The organism is Clostridium sp. AF19-22AC (assembly GCF_003479085.1).
Lineage (GTDB): Bacteria > Bacillota > Clostridia > Lachnospirales > Lachnospiraceae > Faecalicatena_A > Faecalicatena_A orotica.
In genome coordinates, this window is sequence record NZ_QUGN01000003.1 from 326,670 (window position 1) to 342,468 (window position 15,799).

Genomic DNA, 15,799 nt, shown 5'->3' on the forward strand with positions numbered 1-15,799 from the left:
CTACAGCTACATCATAGTCCTGAAGGTTATATCCCGCAATTTACAAAACAGGGGATTTGATAAGTTTTTTATCAAATCCCCTGTTTTGTATAATACATGTAACTGTTCGGGTACATGAGCAGTTACGAAATCATATCTTTTTAAGAATTATGAGCGGCTGCTGAAATTCTGGATAGAGTTTGCTATATTTCCTTTCAGGGTAATGCTGAGTTTATCCGTGATATCCCCATAATCCTCCTTCATCCCGTCCTTAATCCAGTCCAGCATGATTCCCACGAACCCGTATTTGTAAAAATCTGCAATGAAGGCCATTTCCTCTTCCGTAATATCAAACCCCGCTGACTTCTCCTCCACAACACCGATCAAAAGGCTGTGGGTCAGCTTGAACAGATAATTCTCGATCTGCTCACGGCTGAGCGTACGGTACACGTTCATGATAAAGGGCTTATTTTCAATGACAGCCTCAAAAATCTGCTGCAATCCTTCCTGCCATGTATCATAAGTTTTCTTTCCCTGAAGCGCCCGTCTGGCATCCTCCAGACATACCCATTCGATCAGGTCATATATATCTTTAAAATGATAGTAAAAAGCCATGCGGCTGATTCCACAGTCATTCGTTATATCGCTGATTGTAATCTTATCCACCGGCTTTTGCAGGAGCAGTTTTTTCAAAGACGTTTCCAGTGCATATTTTGTTGTATTTGACATGATGAACTCCTTCCTCTTGGCATCGCAAAATAGATTGCTTACCTGAATTGTACACAATTTTTATGAAAAAGGAAAGAGTCCTCTCTTACATTATCTACTTAATCAATTCCACTTCTACCGGGATGGATTTTTCCACACTCACACCGCTGATCATCTTCAATGCTGTCAATACGGCGGTCTCCCCCATAAGCTCCGGCTTCTGTGCAACCGTTGCCGCCATTTTTCCTGCCTTTACTGCTGCCACTGCATCATCAGTCGCGTCGAAACCGACCACTTTGATATCCTTCCCGGATGCAGCGATCGCCTCTACGGCTCCGAGCGCCATCTCATCATTGTGTGCAAATACACCCTTGATCGCACCATCAGACTGCAGGATATTTTCCATAACGTTCATCCCCTCTGCACGGTTAAAATTTGCAGACTGGCTTGCCACAACGTCAAAGTCCTGATCCGCTACCAGATGGAAGCCATCTCCGCGGTCAATTGTTGCAGATGCGCCCGGAACACCCTGAATCTCCGCAACCTTCGCGCCTTCTCCAATCAGTTCCTTCAGGTACTCCGTTGCCATCTTTGCACCCTCCACGTTATCAGATGCGATCTGGCAGTCTACTTCCGCACCATTTACCACACGGTCCACAGAAATGACTTTGATCCCTTTTGACAGCGCATCTTTTACGACAGGGCCCACTGCATCAGAATCTACCGGATTAACGATCAGCACGCTCACGTTTCTGGAAATCAGGTCTTCGATGTCACTTGTCTGCTTAGCTGCGTCATCTCCGGCATCTACGACGATCAGATCTACATCTTCCTCTGCCGCTGTTTCCTTTGCCCCGTCAGAAAGGGATACGAAGAACGGGTTATTCAGTGTGGATACAGAGAATCCGATTGCCCCGCTTCCCTCCGAAACAGTTCCCGAATTATCCTCTCCGTCTATTGTGATTGCATTGCATCCTGTAGCTGTAAATAAGACTGCACATGCCAGTGCTGATACTATTAATTTCTTTAATCTCATAACTTTCACCTTTCCTTTCTCTAACGCTTGCGGTCTGACAGCACTGCAACGAGGATGACAAGACCCTTGATGACGTCCTGATAATAGGATGAAACGCCTAAGATATTCAGTCCGTTATTCAATACTGCAATGATCAGCACACCGATCAGTGTCCCGTATATTTTTCCACGTCCGCCGCTCATACTTGTTCCGCCAAGCGCTACTGCCGCGATTGCATCCAGTTCATATCCGTCACCGAGTGTCGGCTGTGCGGAACCGAGTCTGGAGAGCAGGATCAGACCTGAAAGAGCTGCCATGAAACCTGAAATTGCATACGCTATAATTTTCGTCCTGTGAATATTGATCCCGGCGAGTTTTGCACACTTTGCATTGCTTCCGGTTGCATAGATTGCACGTCCGAACGTTGTTTTCTGCAGCAGGATGTAAAATCCGATAAAAATAAGAAGCAACAGGATAACCGGGATCGGAATGTGGTAGAAATTCCCTTTTCCAACAACTTTCAATGTAAAACTGTCTCCAAGGTTGGAAATCGGCTTTCCATTTGTAAAAATCATTGTCAGGCCCCGGTAAACTGTCATCGTAATTAATGTTGCAATAAACGGCTGGAGCCTTCCTTTTGTTACAAGTACACCGCTCACACAGCCGAGCAGGATCCCGATCACAAGTGCAAGGAGCATTGCCAGACCTGCCGGCACGCCGCTTACGATCATGCCTGCACACAACGCGGTCGAAAGGGCGAGCACAGAGCCGACCGACAGGTCGATGGCATCTGTCAGGATGACGCACGTCATGCCGAATGCGATCAGTCCGTTGATGGAAGACTGGCGCAGCAGGGATAAAAAGTTATTCCATGTTCTGAATTCAGGGCTTACACAGCTGATTCCCACTACAAGCAGAATCAACGCGATCAGGGCGCCCAGGTCCTGGGCATGATTTAAAATTTTCTTTTTCTCATTCATTAGATTGTTCCTCCTGTTGCTAACGTCATAACATTTTCCTGATTTGCTTCCTCTTTGCTTATAATTCCTCTGACAAGGCCTTCACGCACTACCATGATCCGGTCGCTCATCCCGAGGACTTCCGGCAGTTCAGAGGAAACCATGATGATCGCCACACCCTTTGCCGCCAGCTTGTTAATGATTGTATAAATCTCTTTTTTTGCACCAATATCCACACCACGTGTTGGTTCATCCAGAATGAGGATTTTCGGGTCTGTATAAATCCATTTTGCAAACACAACCTTCTGCTGGTTTCCGCCGCTTAAGTTGTTACATTCGTGATCCGGTCCGAAGCATTTAATGTGGAGTTCCTCTATCGCCCTGCTTACCAGATCTGCCTCTTTTTTCTTCTTTAAAAATACATTCCGGCTGGATACTTTATCCAGATTGGCAAGTGCAACGTTTGTCTGAATGCTTTCTTCCAGCATCAGACCTTCTGTCTTTCTGTCCTCCGTGATAAATCCAATCCCGTATTTCATTGCCTGCATGGGTGACTTAATCTGTACTTCTCTGCCTTCAATCAGGATATGTCCGCTGTCATAGGGGAGGTTCCCGAAAATTGCCTGCATGATCTCCGTACGCCCGGCGCCCATGAGTCCGGATACCCCAAGCACTTCGCCCGCACGGACTGAAAAGCTTATGTTCTGGAAAACGCCCTCTTTTGTAAGGCCTTCCACACTAAGTATTTCTTCTTTTATTTCACAGCTTCGTGCAGGATAGCGCTCCCCGATCTCACGCCCGATCATCATCTTGACAATTTCATTCATGTTTGTATCCGGGATGTTCTTCGTTCCCACATAAGTTCCGTCCCGCAGCACAGAAATACGGTCGCAGAGTTCAAAAATCTCTTCCATGCGGTGGGATATGTAAACGATGGAAACACCTGATTTCCGAAGCCCCTGAATGACTTCAAAAAGCACTGCTGTCTCGCTCTGTGTAAGTGCTGCCGTCGGCTCATCCATGATAATGACTTTGGCATCCACCATCAGCGCTTTACAGATCTCTATCATCTGCTGCTGCCCGACAGACAGATTGGACATCGTCTCTGCCGGGGAGATGGATACTCCCAGTCTGTTCAGTGCTTCCTCCGCTTTTTTCCTCATTGTCTTGGAATCACAGAGGCCGAATCTTCCTTTGATCTCCTTCCCCATGAAAAGGTTTTCTTCCACCGTCAGATCAAACAGCACATTTAATTCCTGATGGATAAATACGATTCCGTCCTTCTCCGCTTCCTGGGGATTCCTGTAGTGGACCTCTTTCCCATCCACATACACTTCCCCGGCATCCTTTGTATATACGCCGGTCAGTATCTTCATCAGTGTGGATTTTCCGGCGCCATTTTCCCCCATCAGCGCATGGACTTCCCCGTCACCTAAGACAAATCCGGCATCTTTCAGAACCTGATTGGTTCCGAAGGCTTTGTCAATTCCTTTCATTTCTATCTGCATACTTCTTCCTCCTAAAGGTCCCCTGAATCCGGCTGCTGTTAAAACAGGCAGGCTGACTGCAGGATGATATTTGCATATGGTGTTGTCTCTCCGGTCCTGATCACGGCCTTACATGATTTTGTTCTTTTTTTCAGTTCTTCATGAGGGACATACTCTGTTTTGAAACCGGTTTCAAAAGTGGCAGACAATGACTGTATTTCATTTAAAACCTCTGGATTCTTTTCTTTTATTTCTTCCGCAAGTACTATTTTTTCAATCTTCATGTCTGCGGACACCGCTTTGAGCACATCCATGAAAGACGGCATCCCTTTCACAAGTGCCAGATCAATGCGTTCTGTCTCCTCCGGGACCGGAAGTCCACAGTCCCCGATTGCAATCGTATCTGTATGCCCCATATAGGAGAGCACCCTTGAAATATCTGCATTTAATATTCCTGATTTTTTCATCACTTTTCCTCCTTTCTTTCCTTCTATATCCTGTTAAGCTCTGCCGTTACCTCTTCGAATGTCGGCATACCGCCCTGTGCCCCAAATTTTTCTGTTGAAAGGCTGGCTGCAATATTCCCAAATTTCAGGGCATCTTTTACACTCTCACCTTTTGCAATCTGTACTGTAAATGCCCCGTTCAATGTATCTCCGGCACCTGTTGTGTCTACAACTTCCGCCCTGCGTGCAGGAACCAGCAACACTTTGCCTTCTGCAAGGCACATGCTGACACCTTTTGCCCCCTGGGTGATGAGAAGTTTCTCCGGATATCTCTGAAGAAGTTCTTCTGTCGGGATTTCTTCGCCGAAAATAATCTTTGCCTCATGCTCATTCGGGGTCAGATAGGTGACCAGATCAACGATCTCCTTTTTCACCGGTCTTGCAGGTCCCGGATTAAGCACAACCTTTACATTATTTTCATGACAGAGGCGGATAACATATTCATTTGTCTCCTGTGGTATCTCATGCTGCAGGACTACGACCTCAGACTGGAGCAGGTCCTCTTTGATACTGTCTACATATTCCTTATCCACACAGTCATTTGCTCCGGCCACCACGATGATCGTATTATCATTCTCTCCGACCGTAATCAGGGCAATCCCCGTCGGCACACCATCCACAGTACGGATGTTGTCCGTCTTAACCCCCATGTCCTTCAGGTTCTGAACCAGTTCTTTCCCTGCACTGTCATTCCCGACGCACCCGAACATTTCCACATCCGCACCCAGCTTCGCCATCGCCACTGCCTGATTCGCACCTTTCCCTCCGGGAATATACTTTAAATCCTCACCCTTAAGAGTCTCACCCTTGAGCGGAATCCGTTCCGCTTTTACTGTCATATCCATATTGATGCTGCCTACCACTGAAATCTTCATAAAAATCCCTCCTACTTATGTTACTTAGGCCTGGTTCTTTCAGGCCTTAGTTACCTTGTTTTTCGTTGTTTCCCGCTGGATCAGTTTTACTTCAAAAATGTTCTTCTGGGGTACTTCTTTTCCTTCGATATGGTCAATCAGGATCTGGGCCGCCTTTGATCCCATCTCTGTGATTGGCTGGGCTATCGTCGTGAGTTCGGGGGTCATCAGCCTGCTCATGATGATATTATCAAACCCGATCAGCTGGATATCCTCAGGAACCCTTTTCCCATGTCTTGTCAGTACCTTGTAGGCCGAGATTGCAGCCATGTCATTCGCAGCGATGATTCCGTCTGCATCTGGATATTCCCTCAGAATTTGTTCTGTACTCCTCAATCCGTCTTCATAATCATACAGACAGTCCACAAATTGTACTTTTACATGCTTTTCCCTGCATATGTCCAGATATCCTTTATACCGGTCCCTGCCGCTGGACAGATTCTGTGGTCCGCGCATTGCCACGATGTTCCTGCAGCCGGCGTCCAGCATGTGTTCCATGCCCATGCGGCCTCCCTCATAGTTATCGGAAATGATGCTTGCCACCTCATTTTTATGCCTTACCGCACGGTCCAGTACAACAACGGGAATCCTGGCATCCGCTATCTGGTCGAATATCTCCTCCTCATTCGTCAAAAGGATGATTCCGTCCGCATTCATCCTCCCCAGAAGTTCAATGCTGTTCTTTTCTTTTTCAATGTTATCGTTGGAACTGCAAAGTGTAAGCCTGTAACCTCGCTCATATGCTTCTCCCTCGATTGCCTTTGCCATCTCATTGAAGAATGGGTTCTCAATATTCGGCACGATCACACCGATCAGGTGGGCCGATTTCTTATATAAGGTCCTTGCAGCTTCATTTGGTTTGAAACCGGTTTCCTGTATAACCTGCTGTACACGCTGTTTTTTTACTTCATCCACATTAGCCGTGCCGTTCATTACTCTTGATACCGTCGCCGGAGAAACACCGGCCAGCTTTGCAACATCTCTTATACTAATCATTCAAGTCACTCCATTCATCACTTCATGTATATTTTACCTTTTGAAACCCGTTTCAAGCTTGATTTTATTATATGTTTTGTATATTATTTTGTCAATCCATTTTACATTATTCATATTTTTTTGGATGTTTTGTATATTTTTAAGCATATTTACCGACTGAAACCTCTTCTGAATTTAGTCAAAACATACAATACTCAGACTTATCACAAGTCCAGATACCGTATCTCATCCCCAGTAAATTAAATATGCATGCCATCGCAATCTGCGGGACATGCATATCCTTTCATCGCCGGTTCGGCTACTCTACTTCAAAATGGCCTACTAATTCCATTAACAGCTGCGCCTGACTGGCCAGTTCTTCACTTGCCGCAGCACTTTCTTCCACCGTAGCAGAATTCGTTTGTATGACATCTGCGATCTGATTAATGCTCTCCCTGATCTGCCTGATGGAGACTGCCTGGTTTTCAGAGGCTGTTGTAATATGGCTTACAGATTTATTTACCTCCCCAACCCCCTTTACCACTTCTGTCAGTGACCGGTCCATCTCACTTGCCAGTTCCTTTCCCTTTTTAGCAGACTGGATACAATTTTCAATTAGCATCCTGCTGCTTTTAGATGCATCAGATGTCTTTGCAGCCAGACTGCGTACCTCATTTGCAACTACGGAAAATCCCTTTCCTGCCGCGCCGGCACGTGCTGCTTCCACACCCGCATTTAATGCCAGAATATTAGTCTGGAAAGCAATGTCTTCAATTGTTTTGATAATTGCCCTAACCTCATTGGAACTCCTGCTGATATTCCGGACAGCGTCCATCATATCCTGCATATGCTCCCCGCTTACTACAGCATCACTTCCGACAAGGGCTGCTCTTTGATTGGCCCTTGCAGCATTTTTCGCATTCTCTTCAACCTTATCAGATAAATCATTGATCGAGTTGGATATTTCTTCCGATAATGCCGCCTGCTCAGATGCTCCCTGAGCCTGAATCTGAGCACTCGAAGCAATCTGCTCGGATCCGGAAGATACCTGGTTGGAAGACTGCTGAATCTGGCATATTGTCTCACTTAAATCACCCTTGATCTTTTGAATGGAATACAGAACCTGCTCCAGATCTCCCACGTAGTATTCTTCCGCACTGCTTTGTATCTGGAAATTCCCTGAAGCCATTTCATTTAACAGATGGGATTCATCCTGAACGATTCTGGCCAGCAAATTCATTACATACCGCATGTCATCTGCCAGTTTTCCAAACTCATCCTCCGATTGATATTCGATTTTAATATCGGAAAATTCCCCTCTGGACAACTTCTGTGCAGCAGTCTCCAATTCTTCAACAGGCTTTGTGATTCCACGTGTAATGTAGACAGCAAAAACTATGCTGATGGCGACACTCATGCAGCCTAAAGCCAGTATCACTATTACCGTATTCCGCTGCCTGTCTTTCAGAGCGCTGATTAACTGTTCCCCTTTCTGATTGCCATTCTCAATTAAGCTGTCTAACTCCACCTTTGCCTTATTAATCACAACACGATTATTTTTTTCCATATATGCAGCTGCTTCATCATTTCTATTTTCGGCAGCCAGTGCAAGAACATGCTCCCTCATGGGTTCCAGCTCTGTAAATGCTTCTTCAAGCCGGTTTACAATCTGTTTGTCACCCAGAAAATGTTCTTCTATCACCGGTAACTGCTCCTCTATGGCGGCAGCTGCATCTTTCGCATTCTGCTTTGCATCCTCTATAATCTCAGGATCGGTATTTGACATAGTCCGGTAAACTGCCTTCTGCATTTTTTCAAAATTAGAATTAATGATATTAGCACTTCCTTTTACGAGAAAAGGACCCTCATAAAAGGTTTGGATCTGGTTTCCCAGACTTACAAGATTCATAATGCTGACAACCATCCCCATAATCATCAATCCGAGTACTACCGCATAAGAAACGATTAATTTCTTCCTCACCCTCAAGTTTTTCACTGCAATTGCCTCCTGTGTAATATGTTCTATTGTAACATACTAAATATCCCTTATCAAGGAATACAGGGCAGCCGGACGAGTATCCTAAAATAACTATTTAAATATCAGATGAGATCTGGAAAAGTAACAGGTGGATAGTCCCGGCACTGCTCCCAGTGTTTCAATTTTTCCCGGAAAATGCAGGCAGTGATATTTGAAGTCTAAAGATATTTTCCTCCGTATCTATTGTCATGTATCCACCGTACTTCTGCACGGAATACCGGATACTCTTGAGGCCATATCCATGACTGCCGTCTCTGTCTTTCGTGGATTCCGGCAGTTCTCCGTGGCGGATAATCTCTGACTCATAGTAATTTTCAAACTGGATGAACACCACATCCATGCGTACAAATGATAATACCGATATCATTCGTTTATCCGGTTCTTCAATCTGGCTCACACTCTCCACCGCATTTGTAAGGGCATTTCCGAATATGGCAAAAATGTCTATCGTTTCCATAAATTCAAAACATTTTCCATCCACCATACAGGCCATCGTAATCCCATTCTTTTCGCACCAGAGATTTTTCTCTGTCAGGATAGTATCCAGAATCTCGTTTCCTGTATTCACATAGGCATCATAGATCATCACAGACTCTTCCACTTTCCTGAGTACTTCTTCAGGTACCTTACCGCCTATGCCGCGCAATGCAGCCACCTGCTGTTTGAGATCATGGCACTTGTAATTGATCAATTCCAGATTCTCCTGATAACTCTCAAACTGGTTCATTTGCTGTCGTCTCAATTCACTCTCTGTCAGCATTTGTTCCTGAAGTGCCAGTTCCCTGGATTTATTGTATTGTGCCCAGAGCGTTACGATGCAGCAGAGCATGGCATATACCCTGCATATCCCGAACAGTTTTCCCCCACTGACTGTCTCCTGACTGAATACGGTTGAAATATGGCTTAATATGATGGTACTTAATAGTGTAATCATCATAAGTGCAAGTGACTGTCCACTCTCAATGCGGTATCTCCCATCTTTGACCAGGTGTCTGATAAACAGAAAATAGACAGGTATACAAATTCCTGCAAGAGGCAGGTAATAATACAAACATAACCTGAGCTGGTCCATCTCAAATGTTTCACTGCCATAAGTCATGAACTCTGATATCGCAGTTACTGCCGAATAAAACAGATGCTGTGTCAGATAGACACAGGCAGCACAGTATACAGACTCCGTAAAACGGATTCGGCAGACCGCCCAGATCATCAGCACAAGAAATAAATACAAGGTAATATAGACGGATATTGTAATCCCTCGTGTAAATGTAAGATACTTCGCCCCGGTTATAGTCCCTGCCACTATCAGGCATAAAACCGCCATAAAACCGCTCTTGTAATTTTTCCGTTTCTTCACCGGCAGCATATAGATAATTCCAAATATAATAAGGGTTGGCACCATAATGACAAGTGCCCTTCCTTCTCCTGCCATGCCTGTCATTTCGCCAGCCCCTTTCCAATATAATCCATGACTGCTTTTAAAAATACTTTCTTTTTCGGTCTGCTGATCGGAATCCGTTCCTCCCCCACTACTACATATTCATCACGGTAGCTTGTCACATGATACAAATTGACTAAATATCCTGAATGACATCTTACAAAAAAACTTGATTCCAGTTCTTTTTCCATCGCCTGAAGTGTTCCGTAAAATTCAATTACACTATCCCGCGTATGGACATACAGATTATGGTTATACGTCTCCAGATAATAAATATCCCGCACAGAAACCTTGCGTTTTTCCCCGTCAACCGGCAGAAAAAGAAATTTTTCCTTCTTATTCCGCACGGTTTCAAGGGCTTTCTTCAACTTTAAGGCGAACTGAAAATACTTCACAGGCTTCACCACAAAATCCAGTGCATTGACCTCATACCCGTGGATTGCGTAATTCGCCATGTTTGTGATGAAAATAATCACCACCCCGGAATCCTTCTCCCGGATACGTTTTGCCGTCTTCATCCCATCCAGATGTGGCAGCATGATATCCATAAGGATAATATCAAAGTCCGGCGAATAGGCATCCAGAATCTCCAATCCATCATGAAAAACCGTCGTCTTAAAAGTCTCCTGATACTCTTTTTCATATTGCTCCAGATAATCTTTCAGCCTCCGGACAGACGCATTCTCGTCTTCCACGATTACAACATGTGCCATTTTCCCGCCCCCTTACGGATGATTCCTGATAATGATCAGGTTCTATATTCCATCTTATCATAGTTATCCCTTATATTGAAGCGGTCCGTGGTACAATTTTATGCCTTTATCTTCCTGAGCCTGCGCCGTTTTATAATACTTCTGATCCACAGTACAATCAGCACCAGGGCAACTGCATCATAAATAATCTGAACCTTTGTTACAAGTGACACTGCCTTTTTCTCTACCGGCCGTATAACCGGATTCTTGGCTGTCTCATTATAAATTTTATTTTCATAGCCTGCATTTACCCACATGTATATGATGTTCTTGCTGGCTCTTCTAAGTGCCTGTCTGAATGTATCTGACTCTGTTTCAAACTGGAATTCCCCTTCAAACATGCCGTCCATCCATAAGTCTCCTCCGGCGCGGAGAGCGTGATCCATATTCATATATTTATGGTGATCACAATAATCTGTGATAATTGCACCTTTAAACCCTATTTCACCGCGGACCACATCTGTAAGCAGTGTTCTGCTTCCGCCTGCCCACACAGCTCCAAGACGGTTATAGGAGGTCATGATTCCGGTTGCCCCGCCCTCCTGAATTGCAATTTTAAATGGTTTCAGATATGTTTCACGTAAGGCCTGTTCTGTCATCCATGTATAGAGACTGTCTCTCATGGAATCCTGGTCATAGGCAATCAGATGCTTCATATAACAGTACATTCCTGAATCCAGTGCACCTTCTACTGTTTTTGCTGCCAGTGCCCCTGAGAGAAAACTGTCTTCTGAATAATATTCATAGTTCCTTCCTCCAAGTGGGGTACGATGCATATTGAAGGATGGAGCATACCAGCCCTCGTAGCCTTTTTCGCCTGCCTGTGCCCCCTGAATATGCCCAAGCATCCAGGCCAGTTCCCTGTTCCACGTCCGTGCCACTACATTTTCATCCGGAAATCCAGTCGCTTCTTCCCCACCGCCTATGCCTGCCGTGAAGCCGCCAAACTGTGCCGGTCCGTCAAGTTCCTGATTATGGATTTTACCAATGGATTCTACGTCATAATTCTTGGAATACCCGTGCAGCACCAGCCTTTCCATCTCTTCCACCGTCATCTGGTCCAGCAGGTCGTCCCATCTTTCATTGTCATAATCGGCTCCCAGTTCAAACGCAAGGTCAGTAAACCCATTTTCATCATACAGTACGAGACCATGATCCGCACCGGTTACAATTTTTTCGTCTGAGTCGTCAATCCACGCATTTGCCATTTCCTCTGTATAAAGGTTCAGTGCTTTGGCATTGTCTGTAAGCGCCCGGTCCGGTGCTTTTTCTGCCGGAAAGGTTCCTTTAAAGTCAGCTCTTGTCATATACCGGATGTTGGCATCAGTATCACTTCCGTCTACTGAAATGCCGTCCCCGGCATCTTCTCCTGTAAACTTATTGTCTACGGCAGCCCCTGTTACGGAATCATTTTCATAGTGGATTCCTTCACTTAACTGATAGGAAATACTCATGCCGCTCCCTGCTGCCTCATGGGCATTACGCATCACTTTTACCTGATACTCCCCGGGGTCCAGTTCATATCCTGTCACTCCATTTCCATTGGCGTCATAGCAGTCATAGGATGCCATATCCTCTACATCAAAAGCCAGCGTCAGTTCCTGGCTTTCGCCCGGCTTAAGAATATCAGTCTTCCCAAATTCTGCCAGCTCCACCGCCGATTTTTCAATCCCTCCCTTAATATAAGGAGGTGTATAGTACAATTCTACGACTTCTTTGCCCGCTGTCCCCCCTACATTTGTCACCTTCACAGTGACCTCAATCTGCCCGTCCTTTGTGAGTTCACTTCCGGCTTCTGGTACAGTTTTTACTATTTCATAATCAAATTCTGTATAGGAGAGGCCATATCCAAACGGGTACTGGACCACGCCTTCATAACCTTTGCCATATACATTATCCACATCGTCCCAGTATCCTTCTGCATCTGCTGTCTCGTACCACTTATAGCCAATATAGATTCCCTCGGCATAATCGACATAGTATAAACCTTCATAGAACGGGTTATCCCCTACATTACCGTTAGTTGTCTCCCCGTCTGCCGGATACAGGTCTTCTCCCTCGGTGTTGGTATACATCCCCTCTCCCTCTGCTCCAGCATTCGCAAATGCTGCGGATGATGACAGGTCATAGGCGTATGTATCCGCCGTTTTTCCGGACGGGTTTATTTCCCCATAAAGCACTGCGGGAATTACCGATGCCGCATTCACACCAGTCGTCCCGGCCAGCAGGCAGGAATCAATTCCCGGAATTGTCTCCAGAAATCCCATTGTCATAGCATTTGTTTCATTTACTACCACAATGACATTCTCGAACTGCTGTCCGCAATACTCCAGAAGTTCTTCTTCCTCAACAGAGATATCGAGATAGGTGCGGCTGGCATCTGTTATAACATCCGATTCCTCATAGGTTCCGTCTTTCGATGTACGGTTGATTTTATACTGTGTCTTTGGGCAGTCATTAGACTCGCCACAGTACCGGCCCAGAACTACGATCGCGGTATCTGAAAATTCCTGTGCACCTGTCAGCATTTCCTTTGTATAGTAATCTGTATCATGAACAGACGGTTCATATAGGCGGCACATCTGAGTGCTGTATGTACCAAGCGCATTTGCATATGGTCTTTCCGGCATAAATTTTTCATACATGTCAGTCAGTTCTGTATTGTAGCTGATTCCATAGTCCTTAAGTGCTTTCAGGAAATCTGTTTCCACACCTGATATCTGGGCAGAACCAGAGCCTGAACCAAGCCATGCTGTTGAAGCCCATCCGAATACATTTACCTGCTTCGTATTCTTATTAAGGGGCAGTGTTTCCCCCTCGTTCTGCACCATTACAATGCCTTCTGCTTCCGTCTGGCAGGCGTATTCCTCCCCCTCTGACAGATACCTTTTCATTGTCTCCTTGTCACTCTTTACCTTGTAGGTTCCCAAAAAACCATCCGCAATAGGCCGTCCGATCGTTGCCGCTGCATTTAGGGCAACAGTAAGCACCAGAACAATCACCATTAAAATATGGATCAGAACCCTTCCCACTTTTTTCATCATTTCTTTCATTCCTCCTAAATCTTTATTTCGGTAAATCATGATACCGGGGCAAAAGGCCATCCAATTCATGCGAACATGTTTTGTATGGCCTTTTAACCCTGACATTATTTAATTTAGCAGTACATACGAAAAAATGATGGATACTCTCCTAACCTGTACTTTTTTCCCCTTAATTTGCAGAATCAACATAAATGAATTTGTTTTAAAACTCCATTTCCTTCACCCAGATTTCCATATATGGGCATTCTGAAATATCCTTATAGTATTTTTCAGCCGAAAAGGGTTCTGTCACAATCTGGCGGTTTTTCAGCCATATTTCGAATAAATATCTATTCGCCTGATTTAATGCTGTTGTAACAAGTTCCACGAATGATTCCGCTTCAATCCTGCATACGATATATTCCCCTGCCGGCAATAAACGCTTAACCATGCCATTCCTCCCTGCCTCTGCGTTTACGGCCCTGCCGCCTGCAAAGTAAAGAAATGTACCTGTTTCAAAGCTGGCCGAGTGAGACATTCCGAGTTCAATACCACCATTGATTACATCTTCCGCCCCTGTTTTCTTCTCATGGAATTCACGCCACAGTTCCCCGGGGACATCGATCCCGGTACTTTCTCCGGCCGGGACCTGCCCGGCAATGCTGACCGCCTTTTCCAGTCCCAGATACGGCTCCGGCTGATGCAGGACCTGTCTTTGTATTTCCAACACGATCCCATCTGCAATAAGCGGAACATTCTCGTCTGCCATTATATAATTCATGGAAAGCTGCGGCCGGTCAAAAGTATTCAGCATAGGCTGTGTCTTCCTGTACTCCTCCGGTGTGATCTGATAGGTCTCTCTGAAAGCTCTTGTAAAGTTCGCATGATCGGAAAAACCATAATCAAGCGCCGTATCCAGAATTTTTCTTTTTATATCCTTTAGATCTTCCGCAGCCCTGGCCAGACGTCTGAGTTTTATATACTCCTGGACCGTTTTTCTCACAAGACGTTTAAACAGTCTCTGATAATAAAACAGAGATAATCCGGCAATACCGGCTAATGTTTCGTTCCTTATTTCTTCTGCCAGATGTTCTTCTATATAATCCAGCGTTTTGTCCATTGTTTCCCACGTATACATGATGTAATACCTCCTAAATTTATATTAATCACAGTATAGCGGAAATAATCACCCGGGGCTTGTCATACAGTGCTGTTTTCTCACATACCTTGCCGTACAGCAGAAGTGCACACCACGGTGTGAACCGAATTTACTGTTCCTCTAAGCTGCCAAGCAGCTGAAGGGGTTCCTTCTTTAAACTTTCTTTCATGCAGCAGCAAGATATCAGTAATGCAGCAACTAACAGCCCTCCGCCTGTTCCGGCCGCCAGAACGGGGTCCGGTTCCGGCCAATAGACCTTTTCTTCTTTTGTATTCTCTGTAATCAGATTGCTGTAAGCCGTATCAAAGACCACCTCCGTATCTGCCTTTTTTGCAGCTGTTTCTGTCGCTTTCCAGCCCGCTGTACTTCCCAGAATACTTCCAGCTGCGGCGAGTACGAGAATCCCGGTCAGAATAGATCTTGAACACTGCCGCTTCGTCCTTCCAAGCAGCCGTTCCACCGCAATACGTTCCTGCTGTCCGGTTATAAACAGGTTGGCGAAGAACAGCAGTATCATAACAGACATCACGCAGCCGCTGACCAGAAATATCCACGACATCAGCATACGGTTCTCAATCCCTTCCTTCAGCTGGCTGTAGCCTTTATCGTAAAACGTGATCTTTAAGTCCTCAATCCCTTGCCTGTCCCATTTGTCCATGAACTCCTGTATGGTGCCGTTGGGAATCTGGAAAGATGTCGTAGCCCCTCGCATCCGGCTGAAAGCAGCGATATTATCTTTCCATTCTTCCCAGATTCAAATGTACAGGATACCTTTTTTACCGCTTCAATCGTCTGGTATTTATTCTGATAAAAATAGCTGATATTTTCTACTTTAATTCTCTCCAT

General features: G+C 45.3%; 14 protein-coding genes. All 14 read right to left on the reverse strand.

The window, feature by feature from the left end:
* Nucleotides 1-147: 147 nt before the first annotated feature.
* The 14 genes from DWX43_RS05355 to DWX43_RS27280 all read right to left on the reverse strand — a co-directional run bounded on the left by DWX43_RS05355 (nucleotide 148) and on the right by DWX43_RS27280 (nucleotide 15,799).
* Nucleotides 148-708 (reverse strand): TetR/AcrR family transcriptional regulator, encoded by a 561-nt coding sequence (locus DWX43_RS05355; protein WP_118619293.1) that lies wholly within the window; start codon nucleotides 706-708, stop codon nucleotides 148-150.
* 94 nt (nucleotides 709-802) lie between these two features.
* Nucleotides 803-1,723, reverse strand: a complete 921-nt coding sequence (locus DWX43_RS05360) for a D-ribose ABC transporter substrate-binding protein (RefSeq protein ID WP_118619295.1) — start codon at nucleotides 1,721-1,723, stop codon at nucleotides 803-805.
* Between the two features lie 20 nt (nucleotides 1,724-1,743).
* Nucleotides 1,744-2,682, reverse strand: a complete 939-nt coding sequence (rbsC, locus tag DWX43_RS05365) for a ribose ABC transporter permease (protein WP_118619297.1) — start codon at nucleotides 2,680-2,682, stop codon at nucleotides 1,744-1,746.
* Nucleotides 2,682-4,169 carry a sugar ABC transporter ATP-binding protein gene (locus DWX43_RS05370; RefSeq protein WP_118619299.1) on the reverse strand — a complete coding sequence of 496 codons (1,488 nt, stop codon included), beginning with the start codon at nucleotides 4,167-4,169 and terminating at the stop codon, nucleotides 2,682-2,684. The genes rbsC and DWX43_RS05370 overlap by 1 nt, the downstream gene beginning before the upstream one ends.
* A gap of 38 nt (nucleotides 4,170-4,207) precedes the next feature.
* Nucleotides 4,208-4,615 (reverse strand): D-ribose pyranase, encoded by a 408-nt coding sequence (gene rbsD / locus DWX43_RS05375; protein ID WP_118619301.1) that lies wholly within the window; start codon nucleotides 4,613-4,615, stop codon nucleotides 4,208-4,210.
* A 23-nt stretch (nucleotides 4,616-4,638) separates the two neighbouring features.
* Nucleotides 4,639-5,529, reverse strand: a complete 891-nt coding sequence (gene rbsK / locus DWX43_RS05380) for a ribokinase (protein ID WP_118619303.1) — start codon at nucleotides 5,527-5,529, stop codon at nucleotides 4,639-4,641.
* Nucleotides 5,530-5,568: 39 nt separating this feature from the next.
* Complete coding sequence (locus DWX43_RS05385; RefSeq protein ID WP_118619305.1) at nucleotides 5,569-6,564, reverse strand: LacI family DNA-binding transcriptional regulator; 996 nt, start codon at nucleotides 6,562-6,564, stop codon at nucleotides 5,569-5,571.
* 298 nt (nucleotides 6,565-6,862) lie between these two features.
* Nucleotides 6,863-8,539, reverse strand: a complete 1,677-nt coding sequence (locus DWX43_RS05390) for a methyl-accepting chemotaxis protein (RefSeq protein WP_118619307.1) — start codon at nucleotides 8,537-8,539, stop codon at nucleotides 6,863-6,865.
* A gap of 160 nt (nucleotides 8,540-8,699) precedes the next feature.
* Nucleotides 8,700-10,022 carry an ATP-binding protein gene (locus DWX43_RS05395; protein ID WP_118619309.1) on the reverse strand — a complete coding sequence of 441 codons (1,323 nt, stop codon included), beginning with the start codon at nucleotides 10,020-10,022 and terminating at the stop codon, nucleotides 8,700-8,702.
* Nucleotides 10,019-10,732, reverse strand: a complete 714-nt coding sequence (locus DWX43_RS05400) for a LytTR family DNA-binding domain-containing protein (RefSeq protein ID WP_118619311.1) — start codon at nucleotides 10,730-10,732, stop codon at nucleotides 10,019-10,021. Before DWX43_RS05400 ends, DWX43_RS05395 begins: the two co-directional genes overlap by 4 nt.
* A 98-nt stretch (nucleotides 10,733-10,830) precedes the next feature.
* A complete protein-coding gene (locus DWX43_RS05405; RefSeq protein WP_182440626.1) occupies nucleotides 10,831-13,815 on the reverse strand; it encodes a glycoside hydrolase family 3 N-terminal domain-containing protein in 2,985 nt (994 codons plus the stop codon).
* 202 nt (nucleotides 13,816-14,017) lie between these two features.
* On the reverse strand, nucleotides 14,018-14,932 hold the full coding sequence (locus DWX43_RS05410; RefSeq protein ID WP_118619315.1) for an AraC family transcriptional regulator: 915 nt from the start codon (nucleotides 14,930-14,932) through the stop codon (nucleotides 14,018-14,020).
* Nucleotides 14,933-15,062: 130 nt separating this feature from the next.
* Nucleotides 15,063-15,611 (reverse strand): FtsX-like permease family protein, encoded by a 549-nt coding sequence (locus DWX43_RS05415; protein ID WP_182440627.1) that lies wholly within the window; start codon nucleotides 15,609-15,611, stop codon nucleotides 15,063-15,065.
* The gene (locus DWX43_RS27280; RefSeq protein ID WP_243099259.1) at nucleotides 15,575-15,799 is read right to left on the reverse strand and encodes a hypothetical protein; all 225 of its coding nucleotides are present in this window, start codon (nucleotides 15,797-15,799) and stop codon (nucleotides 15,575-15,577) included. Before DWX43_RS27280 ends, DWX43_RS05415 begins: the two co-directional genes overlap by 37 nt.

Coding starts and splice junctions, on each gene's coding strand:
- DWX43_RS05355 (WP_118619293.1), bottom strand. CDS start 708: ATGTCAAATACAACAAAATATGCACTGGAAACGTCTTTGAAAAAACTG.
- DWX43_RS05360 (WP_118619295.1), bottom strand. CDS start 1,723: ATGAGATTAAAGAAATTAATAGTATCAGCACTGGCATGTGCAGTCTTA.
- rbsC (WP_118619297.1), bottom strand. CDS start 2,682: ATGAATGAGAAAAAGAAAATTTTAAATCATGCCCAGGACCTGGGCGCC.
- DWX43_RS05370 (WP_118619299.1), bottom strand. CDS start 4,169: ATGCAGATAGAAATGAAAGGAATTGACAAAGCCTTCGGAACCAATCAG.
- rbsD (WP_118619301.1), bottom strand. CDS start 4,615: ATGAAAAAATCAGGAATATTAAATGCAGATATTTCAAGGGTGCTCTCC.
- rbsK (WP_118619303.1), bottom strand. CDS start 5,529: ATGAAGATTTCAGTGGTAGGCAGCATCAATATGGATATGACAGTAAAA.
- DWX43_RS05385 (WP_118619305.1), bottom strand. CDS start 6,564: ATGATTAGTATAAGAGATGTTGCAAAGCTGGCCGGTGTTTCTCCGGCG.
- DWX43_RS05395 (WP_118619309.1), bottom strand. CDS start 10,022: ATGACAGGCATGGCAGGAGAAGGAAGGGCACTTGTCATTATGGTGCCA.
- DWX43_RS05400 (WP_118619311.1), bottom strand. CDS start 10,732: ATGGCACATGTTGTAATCGTGGAAGACGAGAATGCGTCTGTCCGGAGG.
- DWX43_RS05405 (WP_182440626.1), bottom strand. CDS start 13,815: ATGATGAAAAAAGTGGGAAGGGTTCTGATCCATATTTTAATGGTGATT.
- DWX43_RS05410 (WP_118619315.1), bottom strand. CDS start 14,932: ATGTATACGTGGGAAACAATGGACAAAACGCTGGATTATATAGAAGAA.
- DWX43_RS05415 (WP_182440627.1), bottom strand. CDS start 15,611: ATGGACAAATGGGACAGGCAAGGGATTGAGGACTTAAAGATCACGTTT.
- DWX43_RS27280 (WP_243099259.1), bottom strand. CDS start 15,799: ATGGAGAGAATTAAAGTAGAAAATATCAGCTATTTTTATCAGAATAAA.